Annotated in this window: 12 protein-coding genes, 1 tRNA gene and 2 pseudogenes; 4 read left to right on the top strand and 11 right to left on the bottom strand. The window is 40.4% G+C overall.

Annotated elements, in window-relative coordinates; genetic code table 11:
• Positions 1 to 36: 36 nt before the first annotated feature.
• Positions 37 to 702, top strand: a complete 666-nt coding sequence (locus CBF29_RS03375; protein WP_126807331.1) for a response regulator transcription factor — start codon at positions 37 to 39, stop codon at positions 700 to 702.
• A gap of 187 nt (positions 703 to 889) precedes the next feature.
• Positions 890 to 1288 carry a VOC family protein gene (locus tag CBF29_RS03370; RefSeq protein ID WP_126807328.1) on the top strand — a complete coding sequence of 133 codons (399 nt, stop codon included), beginning with the start codon at positions 890 to 892 and terminating at the stop codon, positions 1286 to 1288.
• A gap of 501 nt (positions 1289 to 1789) precedes the next feature.
• On the opposite strand, the gene CBF29_RS03365 is transcribed toward CBF29_RS03370, so the two are convergent.
• Entirely contained in the window at positions 1790 to 2404 is a 615-nt protein-coding gene (locus tag CBF29_RS03365) for a hypothetical protein (RefSeq protein WP_126807325.1), read from the bottom strand.
• Positions 2405 to 2532: 128 nt separating this feature from the next.
• Positions 2533 to 2605: transfer RNA gene (locus CBF29_RS03360), tRNA-Thr, on the bottom strand.
• Positions 2606 to 2811: 206 nt separating this feature from the next.
• Between CBF29_RS03360 and CBF29_RS03355 the strand changes: the two genes are divergently transcribed.
• Both CBF29_RS03355 and CBF29_RS03350 read left to right on the top strand, forming a co-directional pair.
• Entirely contained in the window at positions 2812 to 3240 is a 429-nt protein-coding gene (locus tag CBF29_RS03355; protein ID WP_126807323.1) for a universal stress protein, read from the top strand.
• A 79-nt stretch (positions 3241 to 3319) separates the two neighbouring features.
• Positions 3320 to 5416: a heavy metal translocating P-type ATPase gene (locus CBF29_RS03350; protein ID WP_126807321.1), complete on the top strand. Its 2097-nt coding sequence runs from the start codon at positions 3320 to 3322 to the stop codon at positions 5414 to 5416.
• Positions 5417 to 5544: 128 nt separating this feature from the next.
• On the opposite strand, the gene rpoC is transcribed toward CBF29_RS03350, so the two are convergent.
• The 9 genes and pseudogenes from rpoC to CBF29_RS03305 all read right to left on the bottom strand — a co-directional run bounded on the left by rpoC (position 5545) and on the right by CBF29_RS03305 (position 18817).
• On the bottom strand, positions 5545 to 9195 hold the full coding sequence (rpoC, locus tag CBF29_RS03345) for a DNA-directed RNA polymerase subunit beta' (RefSeq protein WP_126807319.1): 3651 nt from the start codon (positions 9193 to 9195) through the stop codon (positions 5545 to 5547).
• A 63-nt stretch (positions 9196 to 9258) separates the two neighbouring features.
• Positions 9259 to 12798, bottom strand: a pseudogene (gene rpoB, locus CBF29_RS03340) (DNA-directed RNA polymerase subunit beta); the annotation flags it as partial.
• Between the two features lie 391 nt (positions 12799 to 13189).
• Entirely contained in the window at positions 13190 to 14227 is a 1038-nt protein-coding gene (gene tsaD, locus CBF29_RS03335; RefSeq protein WP_126807314.1) for a tRNA (adenosine(37)-N6)-threonylcarbamoyltransferase complex transferase subunit TsaD, read from the bottom strand.
• Positions 14228 to 14237: 10 nt separating this feature from the next.
• Entirely contained in the window at positions 14238 to 14693 is a 456-nt protein-coding gene (rimI, locus tag CBF29_RS03330) for a ribosomal protein S18-alanine N-acetyltransferase (protein WP_170169976.1), read from the bottom strand.
• Positions 14683 to 15240, bottom strand: coding sequence for a ribosomal protein S18-alanine N-acetyltransferase (rimI, locus tag CBF29_RS03325; RefSeq protein WP_126807309.1), 558 nt, complete (start codon positions 15238 to 15240; stop codon positions 14683 to 14685). Before rimI (CBF29_RS03325) ends, rimI (CBF29_RS03330) begins: the two co-directional genes overlap by 11 nt.
• Positions 15224 to 15946, bottom strand: coding sequence for a tRNA (adenosine(37)-N6)-threonylcarbamoyltransferase complex dimerization subunit type 1 TsaB (gene tsaB / locus CBF29_RS03320; protein ID WP_126807307.1), 723 nt, complete (start codon positions 15944 to 15946; stop codon positions 15224 to 15226). Before tsaB ends, rimI (CBF29_RS03325) begins: the two co-directional genes overlap by 17 nt.
• 249 nt (positions 15947 to 16195) lie before the next feature.
• Entirely contained in the window at positions 16196 to 17644 is a 1449-nt protein-coding gene (locus tag CBF29_RS03315) for a 6-phospho-beta-glucosidase (RefSeq protein ID WP_126807304.1), read from the bottom strand.
• Between the two features lie 13 nt (positions 17645 to 17657).
• A pseudogene (locus tag CBF29_RS03310) lies at positions 17658 to 17909 on the bottom strand (PTS sugar transporter subunit IIC); the annotation flags it as partial.
• 152 nt (positions 17910 to 18061) lie between these two features.
• The gene (locus CBF29_RS03305) at positions 18062 to 18817 is read right to left on the bottom strand and encodes a MurR/RpiR family transcriptional regulator (protein WP_170169975.1); all 756 of its coding nucleotides are present in this window, start codon (positions 18815 to 18817) and stop codon (positions 18062 to 18064) included.
• Between the last annotated feature and the right edge of the window lie 130 nt (positions 18818 to 18947).

The raw sequence follows: 18947 nt of genomic DNA, 5'->3' as shown, positions 1-18947 counted from the left end.
AAACTAAATGCATTACTGAGCGTATTGGAGATTACAATGAAAAAAATTCTGATTTTGGAAGATGATCAAGAACTAAATGACGGTATAAAACTTGCTTTGAGTAATGAGGAGTATCAATTTTTTCAATGCAGAAAAATAACTGAAGCTAAAAAAATCATTACTGACGAAGCTATCGACTTGATACTGCTTGATTTGAATTTGCCTGACGGTCACGGCCTTGTTTTTCTAAAGGAGGTCCGTTCATCAAGCACTGTGCCGATTATCATAATCACCGCAAACAATATGGAGTCAGATATTATTATCGGATTAGAATCTGGTGCGAATGATTACATTACGAAACCATTCAGCCTGATGATACTCCGGGCAAGAGTCGCCGTACAATTACGACAGACAGTTCCTGTCACTAAAATTCAAATAGAAAACATGACCTTTGATTTTCAGCAGATGATTTTCGTGGTAAATGGCGTGTCAGTTGAATTAAGTAAAACTGAGCAAAAACTGCTTTATTTACTCGTAAACAACAGAGGTGCAACACTAAAGCGGGAATTTCTCATCGACAATATCTGGTCTGGCAATACTGACTTTGTGGATGACCACGCCTTGACCGTAACAGTCAAACGATTGAGAAAAAAAATAGATGATAATCCAAACCAGCCAAAGTATATCCGAACGGTCTATGGTTTGGGTTATTCTTGGATGTGACGCTTATGAATATCATTTTGGTCATGTCTATTTGTTTTTTGATATAAAACATTTAATTTTGAATGAACTGCGCAACTCATCCAAGTCTTATCAGTATTTTTTCCGTTTAATCCGTGTTAATATAATAACATATCAGAGACATCGAATCGTCTTTAACACGTTATTTAATATTGAAAGGGATGAGCATATGGCAACAATGGTTTTTGTGAATTTTCCAGTAAATGATTTGGCGGCTTCAACAACCTTTTATGAAAAGCTAGGTTTTAAAAAGAACGAAAACTTTTCTGATCACAATGCTAGTTGTATGGTCTGGGATGAGAACTTTAACATTATGCTTTTGGTCCATGATTTTTATCAATCGTTTATTGAAGAGCGAAAAGTTTCTGACACACAAAAAACGAGTGGTGCCCTGATTGCCTTTTCACTGGAAAGTGCAGAAGCGGTAAAAAATTTTGGCGAATTAGCGAAAGAAAACGGCGGACATGTTTATCAGGTAGAAAGCGGTATGCCAGAAGAAGATGGGTATGGATTAGAAGTTCAAGATTTAGATGGTAATACATTGGAACCCATGTGGATGAAGATGTAGCAACTCATCAGACACAAAAAACAAGCCCATACGATAAAGAGACCCTCTATCAATTAAACGTTAAATTATCAAAGCATCCGTAAGAAAGGAATCGAAAAATTCGATTCCTTTTTCATATAAATAGCTTAATTTCCATGCTTTCTAAATACAACTCAGAAAAAACGAGCCTCTCACCCACTCAATAGTAATTCTTATAAAATAACAGCAACTTTTCTTTTGTCAGATTTTCGGATATTTTGGAAACAAGCACTAAATAAAATACTTATATTGATAGATGTCATTTCAGCGGTCAACCGTAAAAAGCCCCCTCTAAAAACCTTTAAATTTATCTTGCGCCATAATGATTTAACAACTTGGGAGAAATCTGGAAGATTTCGTTATTCCAAACACTATCCAACTCTTTACAAACAAAATTAGACGACTAATAGTCATGTGGCTTCTTTTTAATGAAACGAAAAAGCACCTAGCTCAAGCGATAGATGCTTACTTTTAAACCCTTATTTATAAACGAGACTTCATGTTATTAAACCAATTAGGTATGTCTGGAATGTTTTCAAGATTTGCTACGCCATTATCGTAACTATTTTTTGAATTAAGATATTTTTCTAAAAGGTCCACCTTTGATACTGGCGCAGGATTTATCTCGGCAACTTGAGTTTCATCAATGGAAACATTTACTACGCCTTCTACAGGATAAATGTAGTCATTATCATATTGTAAAACATAAATCGGATGCCCCACACCTGCTCCTGAGTGCACTTGCACATAGAGCTTATCCCCCTCAAAAGTATAGTAAATTGAAAATCCCATTAAGTTTGGAGACTCTGCACGACTGTCAACAGTCGTGGCTGCGAGATAAACTTTTATTTCTTCTGACAGGTTATTATATTGAGTGATTTTCTCTTCGTATATCTTTTTCTGTCGTTCTTCTTCCGAAACTGTTGAAAAAGTAGTTGCCCCTTGTTCTGATGATTTTCCAGTACTCTCTGAAGCCGTTTTACTAGTTGAAACTGTGGTCTTAGCATCTGAAGTGTTTTTTGTTTGTACTTCTTCCACCTCTTTTTTTGAACACCCACCTAGCAGCAATACCCCTAAAAATATTATTATGAATTTCATATTTACACCCTCCTCTTTCTAGTATAACAAAACCTTAATAACAAACGAAGCATCATCAATTTAAAATATAGAAATTTTTCGAAAAATAAAAAAGAGCCAAACCCTTGATATACATAGGTTTGACCTAGAGCCACCTGTCAGATTTGAACTGACGACCCCCACCTTACCATGGTGGTGCTCTACCAGCTGAGCTAAGGCGGCACAATATGATAATTTTTCCATCAACAATTATCTATGATATACTATTCGCCCAACTATTTCAAGTCATCTTTACAATTAAAACTAAAACCAACATCTGTTCTCTCCCAATAACAGATTAGAGAATTCATATCCCACGTATTATAATATCCTCCATGTTATAATATAGGTAAGTATTTTGCTTCAAAAAAAGATTAGGAGGGTTTTCTATGTCAGTAAAAGAGAATTATGAAAATATAATTGTAGGTGTCGATGGATCAGAAGCATCTGAGATTGCATTTGCACAAGCAGTTGCCACTGCAAAACAAAATAATGCTAAGCTTTATGTCGCACAAGTCATCAATAACGTTGCCAACTATCTTCCTTCCTCCGCTCTAGAGGAGTTAAAAAATGAGTGTGAAGATCGGTATTCAACTCTGGAAGAACAAGCTGATAATATGGATTTTACAAATCTCGCATCAATCATCAAAGAAGGCTCGCCAAAAAAACTGTTAGCCGTCACTCTACCTGAAAGCGTAGATGCTGATCTCATCGTTCTTGGAGCTACCGGAAGACATTTTATCAGCGAATCATTATTGGGTTCCATTGCCCATTATGCAACTACCCATGCAAAATGTAATGTTTTAATTGTTAGATAATCATCACGGGATAAAAAGTGGAAAGCGTTGAGAACAGTCTTACTTTTAGATAAAAAATTGAGAAAGGAGCACCACTAATATGAAACAAGAGCACCAACACCATGAAGAACACGCGTCCCATGCTCATCAAACTAATCACGAACATGGCATGAAACACACTCATGAACAACCTACGGAACATCATAATCACAATGACGGCCATCATGGAAATCATCACACCGGACATGCTGAGTTATTCAAAAAAAAGTTTTTCCATTCTTTATTTTTAGGAATTCCGATTCTGATCATGTCCCCGATGATGGGCATCTCATTACCGTTTCAAATAACTTTTCCCGGGTCGGACTGGATTGTTCTGATACTAGCCACAATCTTATATTTCTATGGTGGTGCTCCCTTTATCTCAGGTGCAAAAGATGAGTTGTCCCAAAAAAAGCCGGCAATGATGACTCTGATTTCATTAGGGATTTCTGTCGCATACTTTTACAGTCTCTACGCTTTTGCCGCTAGGCTGATCTTTCATCATCAACACTTTATGGATTTCTTCTGGGAGCTTGCCAGTCTTATCATCATTATGCTGTTAGGCCACTGGATTGAGATGAATGCTATAGGAAACGCAGGAAATGCTTTACAAAAGATGGCCGAACTCTTGCCTAACGAGGCACTTTTACAACTGGATGATGGTAAAACCAAGATGGTACCCCTGAATGAAGTACAGTTGACCGATAAAGTCATCGTACATGCCGGGGAAAACATCCCAGTGGACGGCATCGTTGTGAATGGGGAAAGCACCGTCAATGAATCCCTACTCACTGGAGAAGCCAAAGCCGTTAAAAAAAGTATCGGCGAACAAGTCATCGGAGGCTCGACTAATGGAAGCGGCTCACTAACAATCGAAGTCTCGGCGACTGGGGAAAGTGGTTATCTGTCTCAAGTTATGACGTTAGTTTCTGATGCTCAAAAAGAAAAATCCATGGCAGAGAACCTGTCTGATAGAATTGCTGGCTGGCTGTTTTATATCGCTCTAATCATTGGACTTTTGGCCTTTGTTGTCTGGTTATCCTTGACTAAAGATGTCAATATTGCTTTAGAACGACTAGTCACAGTCTTAATTATCGCCTGCCCTCACGCACTCGGTCTTGCAGTCCCTCTAGTTGTCGCCAGAACCACTTCTTTGGGCGCACAAAATGGTTTGTTAATCAAAAATAGACAGGCTTTGGAAATAGTCCCTGCTGTCGATGTGATTTTAATGGATAAGACAGGAACATTAACTGAAGGGAATTTCACAGTTAATAAGATCGCTTCATTTGAACAAGCCCATCCTGAAAAAGAAATTCTACGTTTGTTCGCTGGTCTGGAAAGTTTTTCGAGCCATCCTCTTGCCGTTGGGATAGTGGATGCAGCTAAGAAAGAAGCTTTGACTCTACCACAATTCGAACAAATCAATACCATAGCTGGAACGGGTATTATTGGAACATACCAGCAGAAAAACTGGAAGATTGTCAATGCAAAATATCTGGATCAACAAAATTTAACTTATGACAAAGAATCTTTTATGGCCTATTCACAACTAGGCAACTCCATAAGCTATTTATTAGAAAATGACTCTGTGGTCGGCATGATTGCCCAAGGGGATCAAATCAAACCCGATGCCAAAAATATGATTGACAGCATCAAACAAAGAGGGATTACTCCCGTTATGTTAACGGGTGATAATCAACAAGTAGCGGAGCTAGTAGCTGAACAGCTTGGTATTGAAGAGGTACACAGTGAACTCCATCCAGAGGAAAAGGATCAAATCATCCAATCTTACAAAAATAACCATCAACGCACAATGATGATTGGCGATGGTATCAATGATGCTCCAAGTTTGGCAAGAGCCGACGTCGGGGTGGCCATCGGTGCAGGAACTGACGTTGCAATCGACTCAGCGGATATCATTCTTGTCAGGAGCGACCCAAGTGACATTCTTCATTTACTATCCCTAGCAGCCAACACTAACCGGAAAATGAAACAAAATTTATGGTGGGGAGCTGGCTATAATTTGGTCGCTCTGCCAGTGGCTGCGGGCATACTAGCACCAATCGGCATTATGTTAAGTCCAGCCGTCGGAGCTGTTCTAATGTCAGCCAGTACTGTCATTGTTGCATTCAATGCTTTACTTTTAAAATTAGACTAAAAAAGTCGATTTATGGGTTTCATGAAATTTTATGCAACTATAGTTTTCCAACTAGACTGATGTTCAACGTTTATCAGCTATCACAAAAGCAAAAATATCCTCTGACTAAAAAAGTCAGAGGATATTTTTTATTCTTTGCCTAACAAGGCATCTTCAGCGGCCATTTGCGCTTCTATATCACTGATACTATAAACATTTTCACTAGCTACACCGACTTCTTTCGGTTCCATATTGCGGTATTTAGCCATACCTGTTCCTGCTGGAATAATCTTACCTATGATAACATTTTCCTTCAGGCCAAGTAGCGGATCACTCTTACCACGAATAGCGGCATCGGTCAGAACACGTGTTGTTTCCTGGAATGATGCTGCAGATAGGAAACTATTAGTTTCCAAGGAAGCTTTTGTGATTCCCAACAATACTGGACGAGCAGTTGCCGGAGTACCTCCATGTATCAATGTTTGATAGTTTTGATCTTTAAAATCAGAAATATCCAACAATGTTCCCGGCAAAACATCTGTATCACCTGGGTCCATCACACGAACCTTACGCAACATTTGACGCACCATCACTTCAACGTGCTTGTCGCTGATTTCCACCCCTTGCATACGGTAGACTTTTTGGACCTCACGAAGCAGATAGGTACCGACAGAAATAACATCTCTAACTTGTAGTAGTTGTTTCGGTTCGATAGATCCTTCCATCAATGGATCTCCACGATGGATTTCATCTCCCTCAGCAACTTTTAATCTAGCAGTGTATGGAACAGTATAAGTTCTTGTGTCTGTTTTTCCAGTCACTGTGATTTCACGCATACGGGTCGCAGCATCCTCGTTGATTTCTGAGACTACCCCTGTTACTTCAGAGATAATCGCCTGCCCTTTCGGATTACGTGCTTCAAAAATCTCTTGAACCCGCGGCAGACCTTGAGTGATATCATCTCCAGCAACTCCTCCCGTATGGAAGGTTCTCATAGTCAACTGTGTTCCCGGTTCACCAATTGATTGGGCAGCGATAGTTCCAACTGCTTCTCCCACTTCGACTTCTGAACCTGTGGCCATGTTACGACCGTAACAAGTCTTACAAACACCATGCTTAGTGTTACAAGTAAAGACGGAACGAATCGTCACTTCTTCCACACCAGCATCCACAATTGCTTTAGTCATATCTTCGTTCAACAAGTCACCTTTGTTTGCCAGCACCTCTCCAGTTTCTGGATGAGTCACTGCCTTATGGACGTACCGTCCTAACAAACGTTCCTCTAAGGGTTCAATAACTTCATTTCCTTCACGGATAGCTGATATTACCAAGCCGCGATCAGTGCCGCAGTCAGTTTCTCTGATGATAACATCTTGGGCCACATCCACCAACCGACGAGTCAGATAACCTGAGTCAGCAGTTTTCAGTGCCGTATCCGTCATTCCTTTACGGGCACCGTGAGTAGAAATAAACATTTCCAAAACAGTCAACCCTTCACGGAAGTTAGAAATAATCGGCAATTCCATAATCCGTCCACTTGGAGCTGCCATCAAACCACGCATACCAGCTAATTGAGTAAAGTTGGAAATATTACCACGGGCACCTGAATCACTCATCATAAAGATAGGGTTTTTAACATCTAACGTTTCCATCAGTTTTATTTGGATTTCATCTTTTACTTTGTTCCAAATACCGATGACCCGCTCATAACGCTCATCATCTGTAATTAAACCACGACGAAATTGTTTGGTGACATTGTCCACTTGTTTGTGGGCCAGTTCAATCATTTCAGCTTTTTCATACAAGACAACAATGTCAGCAGCACCTACTGTAATACCTGCTGAAGTTGAATGATGATAACCCAAGTCTTTCATACGGTCAAGCATCCTTGATGTTTCAGTAATCTTGAATCGCTTAAAGACCTCTGCAATGATATTACCTAAGTGTTTTTTCTTGAATGGCAAAATCAGCTCTTGCGCTTGAATACTTGCTTTTATGTCAGCACCCGGCTCAACAAAATATTTATTTGGTGTTTCAACAACCAAGTTATAATCTGTCGGCTCATTTAGATACGGGAACTCATCTGGCATGATTTCATTAAAGATGATTTTTCCAACAGTCGTCATCAAAATCCGATCTTTTTGCCAGTCTGTAAATGGTTTGTGAGAAAGACTAGACGTCTGCAGACCAACACGGGTGTGCAAGTGGACATAGCCATTGCGCAACGCCAGAACTGCTTCGTTCATGTCGCGGAAGACCATACCTTCTCCTTCACGGCCGTCTTCTTCCATCGTTAAATAATAGTTCCCCAAAACCATGTCCTGAGAAGGTGTGACAACCGGCTTACCATCTTTAGGGTTCAAAATATTTTGAGCTGCCAGCATCAACAGACGTGCCTCGGCTTGTGCTTCTTCATTTAAAGGCACATGGACTGCCATCTGGTCCCCGTCAAAGTCGGCATTATACGCCTCACAAACTAATGGGTGAAGACGGATCGCCCGTCCCTCTACCAATACTGGTTCAAATGCTTGAATCCCTAATCTATGCAGTGTAGGTGCTCGGTTAAGCAAGACCGGGTGTTCTCGGATGATGTCTTCTAAAACATCCCAGACATCATCTTCCTGCCGTTCGATTTTACGCTTAGCATTTTTTATATTGCTTGCTAATTCTCGCTGAACGAGTTCACGCATAACAAATGGTTTAAACAACTCGATCGCCATTTCTTTCGGCAAACCACATTGATACATTTTCAGGTTTGGACCAACGACGATAACTGAACGTCCTGAATAGTCTACACGTTTTCCAAGCAAGTTTTGACGGAAACGTCCTTGTTTCCCTTTCAACATATGGGATAAGGACTTCAATGGACGGTTTCCAGGTCCAGTGACCGGACGGCCTCGACGTCCGTTATCAATCAATGCATCTACTGCTTCTTGAAGCATACGTTTTTCATTTTGTACGATTATGTTAGGTGCCATCAAATCCAGCAATCGTTTCAGACGATTGTTACGGTTGATTACACGACGGTACAAGTCATTCAAATCACTAGCAGCAAAACGTCCCCCTTCAAGCTGAACCATCGGACGCAAATCCGGTGGGATCACTGGAATCACATCCATGACCATCCAACTTGGCTTGTTGCCGGATTGACGGAAAGCTTCCAAAATATCCAGACGACGAATAGCACGAGTACGTTTTTGCCCTGAAGCAACTTTTAATTCTTCTTTTAATTCTGCCACTTCTTTTTCCAAATTAACATCTTCTAAAAGCCTTTGTACTGCTTCTGCTCCCATGCCGGCTTGGAAAGATTGTCCATATTGTTCCCGTTTTTCACGATACTCACGTTCAGTTAGAAGTTGTTTTTTCTCTAACGCAGTATCGCCAGGCTCAGTAACGACATAAGAAGCAAAATAAATGATTTCCTCAAGTGCTCGAGGACTCATATCTAAAATCAGACCCATTCGGCTTGGAATGCCTTTGAAATACCAAATATGAGACACAGGTGCCGCCAATTCAATATGAGCCATTCTCTCACGACGTACTTTTGAGCGTGTGACTTCTACGCCGCAGCGGTCGCAGACAATCCCCTTATAGCGAATACGTTTATACTTGCCGCAAGCACACTCCCAGTCTTTACTGGGGCCAAAAATCCGTTCACAGAACAAGCCGTCACGCTCAGGTTTTAATGTACGGTAGTTGATTGTTTCTGGTTTCTTTACCTCACCGTAAGACCAGCTTCTAATTTTTTCTGGAGAAGCCAAACCGATTTGCATACTTTCGAATTTATTTACATCGATCAAAAGGTGTTCCCTCCATTTCCTTCTTTAAAACAGCACAACAACAATTCATCTGAACTAGTCATTTTTTGCCGCACTTTTCTCAGCTTGCTCTTGAGCATATTTAGTCAACGCATCCACTGTAATCATATCGTCCTCATCATCATCCATGTCACGCAGCTCGATTTCTTCACTCTTCTCATCAAGTACACGCATGTCTAATCCTAATGACTGTAATTCTTTTACTAATACTCGGAATGATTCAGGAACACCTGGTTTTGGAATAGGCTCTCCCTTAACGATCGCTTCATAGGTTCTAACACGTCCAACCACATCATCAGACTTATAAGTTAGGATTTCTTGAAGAGTATAAGCTGCACCATAGGCTTCCAGTGCCCAAACTTCCATTTCACCAAAACGCTGACCGCCAAATTGAGCTTTTCCTCCAAGAGGTTGTTGCGTTACCAATGAATAAGGACCAGTTGAACGAGCATGTAGTTTGTCATCTACCATGTGAGCCAGTTTCAGCATGTACATCACACCGACAGACACACGATTGTCAAAAGCTTCACCAGTTCTTCCATCATAAAGGATGGTTTTAGCATCTGAAGCCATACCTGACTCTTTGACTGTTTCCCAAACATCTTCCTCAGTGGCACCGTCAAATACCGGCGTAGCCACATGAATGCCCAGCTTTCGAGCCGCCATTCCCAAATGAAGTTCAAGCACCTGACCGATGTTCATCCGTGAAGGTACCCCTAGCGGATTTAACATAATATCCACTGGTGTGCCATCTGGTAAGAATGGCATATCTTCTTCCGGCATGATTCGAGACACGACCCCTTTGTTACCATGTCGGCCGGCCATCTTATCACCCTCGTTAATTTTACGTTTTTGAACGATATACACTCGTACCAGCATGTTGACTCCTGGTGACAGTTCATCGCCTGCTTCACGAGTAAATATTTTCACATCATGAACGATTCCGCCGCCGCCATGAGGCACACGCAGAGATGTATCTCGGACTTCACGAGCTTTCTCACCAAAAATCGCATGTAATAAGCGCTCTTCAGCCGATAACTCAGTAACTCCTTTAGGGGTGACCTTTCCGACTAAGATATCTCCATCGATTACTTCTGCCCCGATACGGATGATTCCCATTTCGTCAAGATTTTTCAATGCATCTTCCCCGACGTTTGGAATTTCCCGAGTGATTTCTTCCGGTCCTAACTTAGTATCACGAGCTTCTGATTCGTATTCTTCAATATGAATGGACGTATAGACATCATCTTTCACTAGACGTCGGCTCATGATAATCGCATCCTCGTAGTTATAACCTTCCCAAGTCATAAAGGCAACCAAGACATTTTGACCTAAAGCCAGCTCCCCATTTTCCATGGAAGGGCCATCTGCCAAGACATCTCCTGATTCGATTTTTTCACCCAATTCAACCAGTGGGCGCTGGTTATAGCACATTCCCGCATTTGAGCGTTGGAATTTACTGACTGTATATTTATCTAAAGTTCCGTTACTCCGGCGTACACGTATACCGTCAGCGTCAACATACTCCACAACCCCATCATGCTTTGCAATCAGTGCTGAACCTGAGTCGTGAGCTGCTTTGTACTCCATACCTGTTCCTACAAAAGGAGAAGACGGTTGAACTAGAGGCACTGCTTGACGCTGCATGTTTGCCCCCATCAATGCACGGTTTGAGTCGTCATTTTCCAGAAACGGTATACAAGCTGTTGCTACTGCTACTACCTGTTTCGGAGATACGTCCATATAGTCGACTTTATCAATAGAAACTTCTAAGTTATCACTTTGAATACGCGCCATAACATACTCATCAACAAACGAGCCGTCGTCATTTAACAACGAGTTGGCTTGAGCAACCATGTAATGGTCTTCTTCATCTGCTGTTAGATAATCGATTTGATTTGTTACCTTTCCTGTTTTTCGATCTACACGACGGTAAGGAGTCTCAATAAAACCATATCTATTAATCTTAGCATAACTAGACAAACTGTTAATTAAACCAATGTTTGGTCCTTCAGGCGTTTCAATCGGACACATACGACCATAGTGTGAATAATGCACGTCACGAACTTCATAGCCAGCACGGTCACGAGTCAATCCACCAGGTCCTAATGCAGACAGACGACGTTTGTGTGTCAATTCACCTAACGGGTTGGTCTGATCCATAAATTGCGATAATTGCGAGGAACCAAAAAATTCTTTAATAGAAGCAACCACTGGACGGATATTGATTAATTGCTGCGGTGTCAATGTTTCAGTATCTTGGATAGACATTCTCTCACGAACCACACGCTCCATACGGGCTAAGCCGATTCGGAATTGATTTTGCAACAACTCTCCAACTGAACGAATCCGTCTGTTTCCTAGATGGTCAATATCATCTGTGTGTCCCACGCCATCCTGCAAATTAAGGAAATAGTTGAGAGAGGCTATGATATCTGCAGGTGTGATGACTTTAACGCTGCTGTCAATTTGTCCATTGCCGATAACATTGATTACGCGATCTGGGTCTTTCGGTGAAACGACCTTGATGATTTGTAAAGGAACTGGATCCGTCATAGCACCGTCTTCAGTTGGCTGATAAGTCACATTGTTCAAGCCATTATCCAAGTGAGGCTCTAACGTCTTCATAACATCATGAGTGATTTCTGTTCCTTTTTCGACTAAAATTTCTCCAGTCTCAGGATCTATCAACGTTTCTGCCAACACTTGATTCAATAGACGTGTCTTCAGACTTAATTTTTTATTTACTTTATAACGTCCTACTGCTGCTAAATCATAGCGTTTCGGATCAAAGAAGCGAGTGTATAGTAAACTTCGGGAGCTGTCTGCAGTTTTAGGCTCTCCTGGACGCAGACGCTCGTAAATATCTTTTAGTCCTTCTTCTGTTCTAGAGTCAGATGCATTTTTATGAATATCTTTTTCAATCGTTAGACGCAGACTTTCATTTTCTCCCATCATCTCCAAAATCGTATCGTCAGACCCAAAACCTAAGGCACGAATCAAAACAGTCAAAGGAATTTTACGGGTACGGTCGATCCGTACGTAAGAAATATCCTTAGCATCTGTTTCTAATTCCAACCATGCGCCACGGTTTGGAATGACCGTCGTTCCAAAACTTTCACGACCATTTTTATCTATTTTACTATTGTAATAAACACCGGGGGAACGGACAAGCTGGGATACGATGACACGCTCTGCTCCGTTGATAATAAATGTCCCCATTTCCGTCATTAACGGAAAATCTCCAAAAAACACATCTTGGGACTTGATTTCACCAGTTGTTTTATTGTCTAGTCTTAAAGTGACATGAATAGGTGCAGAATAGTTTGCATCGTGGGCGCGCGCTTCTTCAACAGTATATTTGGGCTCTTTTAGTTCGTAACCGACAAATTCCAACGATAGCTTATCGCTGAAGTCTTTAATCGGTAAAATATCCTCGAACATTTCCCGCAAACCCTCTTTTAAAAACCATTCGTAAGAGTTTGTTTGAATCTCAATTAAATTTGGTAATTCTAATACTTCACTGATACGTGCGAAACTTCTTCTTTCGCGGTGTTTTCCGTATTTTACTACGTGTCCAGCCAAGCTCTTCACCCCTTCTGATTATTCCAGAACACTCGAAATGTTACAGAATCATTTCAAATATTAAGTTCTTGTTAATTAACAACTGACAGCTTATTTTTAGACAAAAAAAAACCAAAAATAGACCAAATTCTTCTTTTGAAGTATCTATTTTTGCTTTGTTTATTCAGAAAGATTGAATGGACAATATTTCACCCAACATTTCCTTTATTTAAAAGCTATCACTAATGCCCATCTATTCTAGGCTATTACTCGCTATTTGTCAAGCACAAATCCTTTCCTCTGACGGATAGCCTGTAAATAGCATCCGTTGACATTACCCATCATTCTTTAAGACCACTTTGGAACGTAAAAAAGGATTTAAAAACTCCTTTGTTTCTAAATCCTTTTATCTCTAATTTTTTTCACCTAACAACAGACTTGGGTCTGCATTCAGACTCATATCTGCCACATTTCCTTTAGCCGCCTCTGAGAAAGCAGCTGCTGCAATCATAGCGGCATTATCTCCGCATAGCTTCAAAGGAGGGAAAACTACCTCTACTTCAGGAAGCTCTTGTTTGATCCGATATTCCATGGCTGTTCTTAACCCTTTATTTGCAGCAACACCACCTGCCACAATTAATTGAGTAACAGGATAACTCTGACAGGCACGAACTGTTTTTTCCACCAGCACTTCAATAGCACTTGCTTGAAAACTACTAGCCAAATTTTCAACAGAAAGAATTTCTCCACGTTGTTCAGCATTATGCACCTTATTGATAAAAGCACTTTTTAAACCGCTAAAACTGAAATCATAACTATCCTCTTTCAACATGGCACGAGGAAAATGATAGGTATCTTCTCCAAGATGTGCCAGCTCATCAATTTCTTTTCCGCTGGGATAGGCTAATCCCAACACTCTTCCGACTTTATCATATGCTTCTCCCACTGCATCATCGCGAGTTTCGCCGATCACCTCATAAGAACCGTCCTCACTCATATAAACCAGTTCAGTATGTCCTCCACTTACTAATAAGGCCATCAGAGGAAACTTCATTTCAGTCACAAACTGAGCAGCGTAAATATGCCCTGCCATGTGATTAACTGGAATCAAAGGCAAACCGTTAGCAAAGGCAAAAGCTTTTGCCGCACTGATACCGATCAGCAGTGCCCCAACTAGCCCGGGCCCTTCAGTCACGGCTACGGCGCTTAAATCTTCTGCTTCAATTTCCGCTTCCGTCATCGCTTCTTCCAGACAGACCAGTACTTGTTCCACATGATGTCTGCTGGCAATCTCTGGAACAACCCCGCCAAATCTCTGATGTGAAAGTATTTGTGATGCTATAACGTTAGATAATATTATATTTCCATCTTCGACAACCGCCACACTGGTTTCATCGCAGCTGCTCTCGACCGCCAAAATCAGGCGCCTTTTTTTTGTAAAAATAGTCATGGTTCCCACCTTACTTTAAAAACTTTTGCATGATCAGCCCATCTTCTTGAGGCTGACGGTAGTAATTTTTCCGCACATTTATCAGTTTAAAATTCATTTTTTCATATAAGTTGACCGCTGCCTGATTACTTTTTCTTACTTCAAGATAAATCGAAGTTACTTGTTCTTCCAAGCAGATGTCAATAAATGCTTTCAACATTTTTTCAGCTATTTGTTTGCGCCGATAGTCTTTTGAGACCGCTATGTTTAATAACTCGGCTTCATCAAAAATTTTTTGGTACTGGAGATAACCTAAAAGACTTTTGTGATTTTCTTGTTCAAAAAGAAGAAATTCATGATAAGGATGTAAAATGGATTCTAAAAACTGGTCTTGCGTCCAAGGCGAACCCCCTTCGTATGCCTTTTCGCTAAACTGCCACAATAATTCAGACAACTCTTGGGGTAAGTATTCCCTTTTATCTTTCATCAATTTCATCCTTTAAAGATAATTCCATTACAATCCCATCTTCATTGTTATTGTAATAAGATTTTTTTACTTTCATTGAGAGAAATCCTAGCTGTTCATACAATTTCTGTGCATCAACATTACTTTCTTTCACTTCCAGTATCACTGTTTCGCATTGGTGATATCTGGCAAAATCAAGTAAGCGATGGATAAAACAAGTACCTAAGCCTTTTCGTTGAAACTTCTTAGTCACCGCCACATTGGTAATATGCCCTACTGAACCCTCAATTCTGATACCGGCAAATCCGATTAGTTCTTTCTTATATTCTGCGACTAGATACTTCACAGGATGGGGACCATTAAATTCATTTAAAAAGATTGTTTTCCCCCAAGACACCACACCGTGATACACTTCTTTTTGAATATGAATCAATTGTTTGATATCAGTGTAGCGTGCGTCTCGCAAAAGGAAATCAGACAAAGTAGCAACTTCAGCGTTACCTTCATCCTGAGGCTGCGCTCCAAGTATTTCCCACATCCGCTCAATGAAACTAAATTTTTTCAACATAATGGTTCCTCTGTTTTGGATTGGTCGATAACCATTTTTCTTCCGCTTCTGCCAGTTTTAAATAGGTTGGAACAAAACTTTCCAAATGTGCAACAGGTAATTCCTCCAGTCCCAATCTGCCTAAGTTGACACTGTTTAAAAGGAAGTTCTCATCAATTGTATACTTTTCTGTTGGCTGAGAATAAATTTGTTCTTTCAATGAAGCAGACAACTCCCCGACAAATACAATAGCTTCCCCATCAAATAATTGAGCGAGCTGCTCCAACCAGCGACCAAAGTGGGTATGCTGATCTTCCACAACTGAACATAATTTATTTTCTTCCCAGCGGTAAACTCCTGTATAGACATTACCTCTTCGAGCATCAAAAACCGGTACAATCATTGTCTCTTTTTCGCTCACTGAACTGGCTAAATGTGCCAAACTGGAAACGGCTGTCAGTTCAATCCCCAACGTCCAAGCCAAGGTTTTTGCTGTGGTGACCCCTATGCGCAGACCAGTATAAGAGCCCGGTCCCTTAGCAACAACTATCCGGTCTAATTCTTTTGGCTTCACATTGTTTTTTACCATCAAATACTCAATCGCGGGCATGAGTGTGACACTGTGATTTCTATGAACGGAAGTTGTATAGCTGGCAAGCATTTTTTCGTCTTCTAAAAGGGCGATACTCATCGTCTGGTTAGAAGTATCTAATGCGAGTATTTTCATTAATATCTCGTCCTTTATTTTGTAATCTTGATTATTGTAGCATAAAATCATAAAAACAAAAAAGGTTTCAGATTAAGTGGTCGATATATCACTTGTTCCCATCATCTGAACACCTAAAAAAAACAGGAACCTATGACGAATCAAACTCAATTCGCTAATCAGCTCCTGTTAGTATTTTACACAAGGTATTTGTAAGAAAATTCAAAATTCCCAGCGAATCTCCGTCAAAGATTGTTTTTAACTTTTAGTTTAGCCAGTGATATTTCCGCCATTAGTAGCAATCACTTGCTGATACCAGTCAAAGGAGTCCTTTTTGATACGTCTCAACGTGCCCTCTCCCTGATTATCTTTGTCTACATAAATCATGCCGTATCTTTTTTCCATTTCCCCAGTGCCAAAACTGACGATATCGATGACGCCCCAAGGAGTATACCCAAGAAGTTCCACTCCATCTTCTGCCACTGCATTTATCATTTCATGGATGTGTTTGGATAGATAATCTACTCGGTACGGGTCATGAATCTTATCTCCGCTTTCCAGTTTATCATAAGCTCCAAAGCCATTTTCTACGATGAAAAGCGGCAAATTATATCGCTGATAAAGAACATTCATCATGTAACGCAAACCGACTGGATCGATTTGCCAATCCCAATCGCTTGCGGAAACATATGGATTAGACACAATTTTTGCTTCAGGGAAATCAGGGATATCAAATCCCTTTTTCTCTTCAAGTGTGGTAACAGCAGTCGACATATAATAACTAAAGCCGATAAAGTCCACGGTTCCAGCTTTTAACGCTGCTAAATCTTCACAGTTGAAATCGATTGCGTAACCTTTTTGCTCCCATTCATTTAAAATGTAAGAAGGAATTTCTCCCCTGGCGTGAACGTCACTGTAAAAGAAGCGGCGGTTCATCACTTTAACCGATGCCATCATATCTTCTGGTTTACAGGAATAAGGGTAAACTGGCACGTAAGCCATCATACAACCGACCTGAAATTCAGGATTGATTTCTCGAGCCAGCTGGACAACCTTGGCACTGGCAATCAACTCGTTTAGCCCCGCCTGATAGATGACCTCTTCTTTGTTATCACCTTCTTCAAATATGATGGCTGAATTGGTCCACGCATGCAAGTCGTGTTGTCCATCTGCTTGATTGTTGATTTCGTTAAATGTCATCCAGTATTTCACTTTATTTTTATAGCGTTTCATCACTACTTCTGAATAACGGACAAAAAAATCAATCAGCTTTTTGTTCCTAAAACCGCCATATGTTTCATATAAATGATAAGGTATTTCAAAATGAGACAGTGTAATAACAGGCTCGATCCCATTTTCTAACAATTCATCAAACAAGTCATCATAGAAGCGCAAACCTTCTTCATTTGGTTCTTCTTCATCGCCCTTTGGAAAAATCCTCGACCAAGCAATAGATGTTCTGAAAGCTTTAAGGCCAAGTTCTTTGAACAATTGAATATCTTCTTTGTAACGATGATAAAAATCTATGGCTTCATGATTCGGATAGTATTCATCTTTTTGAACACCTTGGGTTATTTTTCGACTGACTTGATGGCGGCCTGCGGTCATCACATCGGCAATACTTACACCTTTTCCACCTTCTTGCCAGCCACCTTCAATCTGGTGGGCAGCAACTGCTCCCCCCCATAAGAAATTTTCTGGTAAACCACTGTTAGTCATGTATATCCCCCTATTATTTGTCGTTCTCTTTCTCTAACACTCGGTTACTTGCAATGACAAACGGCAAGTAAATCAATACTGAAACGGCCAAACAAACTAATCCTACGATGAGCGCTAGCCAATTGCCGCCGGTTGCCAAAAATGGAATAAGCGGCCCCGGGGTCGTCCACGGCACACCGATTGCGGGTGACGGAATGATATTCAACACAACTGTGGCAACATAACCAATCAAAATATTGACCATTGGTGTCAAGATAAATGGCAACTGGTACTATTTTTGACTCAATGATTGCATTAAATTTATCCATAATAAAAACCCCTTTCGTGCTTTCATCATAAATTATTTCTTCTCCAAGAGAAAGGGGTTACTTACCTTTAGGTACAAGTACTTTAGAAATAAAAAAAGAAACACTCATGTTACACTGTGTTTCTTTTTTGCAATTCTCTAGTTTTTTGTACCAGTAATTCCAAAATAAATATCGCCGGTATTTGACTGGTCAAATCATAATAAATTTGCATTCTATCTTGTTTTAAATGGTAATCAATCACGTAATCACACAGTCCTACTAATTTTCCACTCAAATTCCCAGTGATTGCCACTTTAAATAAATCAGGTGTATTTTGCAGTAAAAGCATGGTTTCGATAATTTCCCTTGTATTGCCTGACGTACTTAGAACAATCAATACTTTTTTTGTTCCTTCACCTGCCATATGGCTCTTGATTGGATACGTGGGGTCCGTGATGCTCAAGGCATTTATTCCTACATTTGCCAACCTTCTTGCAACATAGTCAGCCATAGTGCCTGAAGCCCCCATACCAAAAAAAATCACACTATCAGCGGCATAAATTTGTTTACTGACTTTTTTAATTTGATGTTCAAGATCTTGAGAAAAATTGCGGCGGTTCAAAATGTCAAAATGCTGGTCGCTGAAAGAGTCTTCAACTGCCTGCTTATTTAGTTTTTGCTTAAAGTCAAACTTGAATTCTGAAAAAGAATCAAAACCCATCTTTTTCAAAAAACGCAGCACCGAACTCGTAGAGACATGGGCATTGCCAGCTATTTCTCTAACTCTCTGGTAGGGAATCAACTCAGCATTTTCTACGATATATTGATACACAGTCCGCTCCACGTCCGTCAACTCAGCTTTATTGAAATTATCAAAAAAACTCATCATTATCCTCCACTTTCACAATAAAATACACTCTCCCTAGATCCGCTGCGAGAAGCAGATACATCTGTGAAAAACATTTTTTCAACCCCCAAAAAAATTCCCCATAAACTTATTACCCTATTAATCATAC

Source organism: Vagococcus elongatus (assembly GCF_003987645.1).
Lineage (GTDB): Bacteria > Bacillota > Bacilli > Lactobacillales > Vagococcaceae > Vagococcus_A > Vagococcus_A elongatus.
The sequence above is the reverse complement of the archived record's forward strand: the minus strand, read 5'-3'. Positions and strand labels throughout refer to the sequence as shown.

Bases quoted from the DNA above. Each gene is read 5' to 3' on its own strand.
- CBF29_RS03375 (WP_126807331.1), top strand. From the start codon at position 37: ATGAAAAAAATTCTGATTTTGGAAGATGATCAAGAACTAAATGACGGT.
- CBF29_RS03370 (WP_126807328.1), top strand. From the start codon at position 890: ATGGCAACAATGGTTTTTGTGAATTTTCCAGTAAATGATTTGGCGGCT.
- CBF29_RS03365 (WP_126807325.1), bottom strand. From the start codon at position 2,404: ATGAAATTCATAATAATATTTTTAGGGGTATTGCTGCTAGGTGGGTGT.
- CBF29_RS03355 (WP_126807323.1), top strand. From the start codon at position 2,812: ATGTCAGTAAAAGAGAATTATGAAAATATAATTGTAGGTGTCGATGGA.
- CBF29_RS03350 (WP_126807321.1), top strand. From the start codon at position 3,320: ATGAAACAAGAGCACCAACACCATGAAGAACACGCGTCCCATGCTCAT.
- tsaD (WP_126807314.1), bottom strand. From the start codon at position 14,227: ATGACTATTTTTACAAAAAAAAGGCGCCTGATTTTGGCGGTCGAGAGC.
- rimI (WP_170169976.1), bottom strand. From the start codon at position 14,693: ATGAAAGATAAAAGGGAATACTTACCCCAAGAGTTGTCTGAATTATTG.
- rimI (WP_126807309.1), bottom strand. From the start codon at position 15,240: ATGTTGAAAAAATTTAGTTTCATTGAGCGGATGTGGGAAATACTTGGA.
- tsaB (WP_126807307.1), bottom strand. From the start codon at position 15,946: ATGAAAATACTCGCATTAGATACTTCTAACCAGACGATGAGTATCGCC.
- CBF29_RS03315 (WP_126807304.1), bottom strand. From the start codon at position 17,644: ATGACTAACAGTGGTTTACCAGAAAATTTCTTATGGGGGGGAGCAGTT.
- CBF29_RS03305 (WP_170169975.1), bottom strand. From the start codon at position 18,817: ATGAGTTTTTTTGATAATTTCAATAAAGCTGAGTTGACGGACGTGGAG.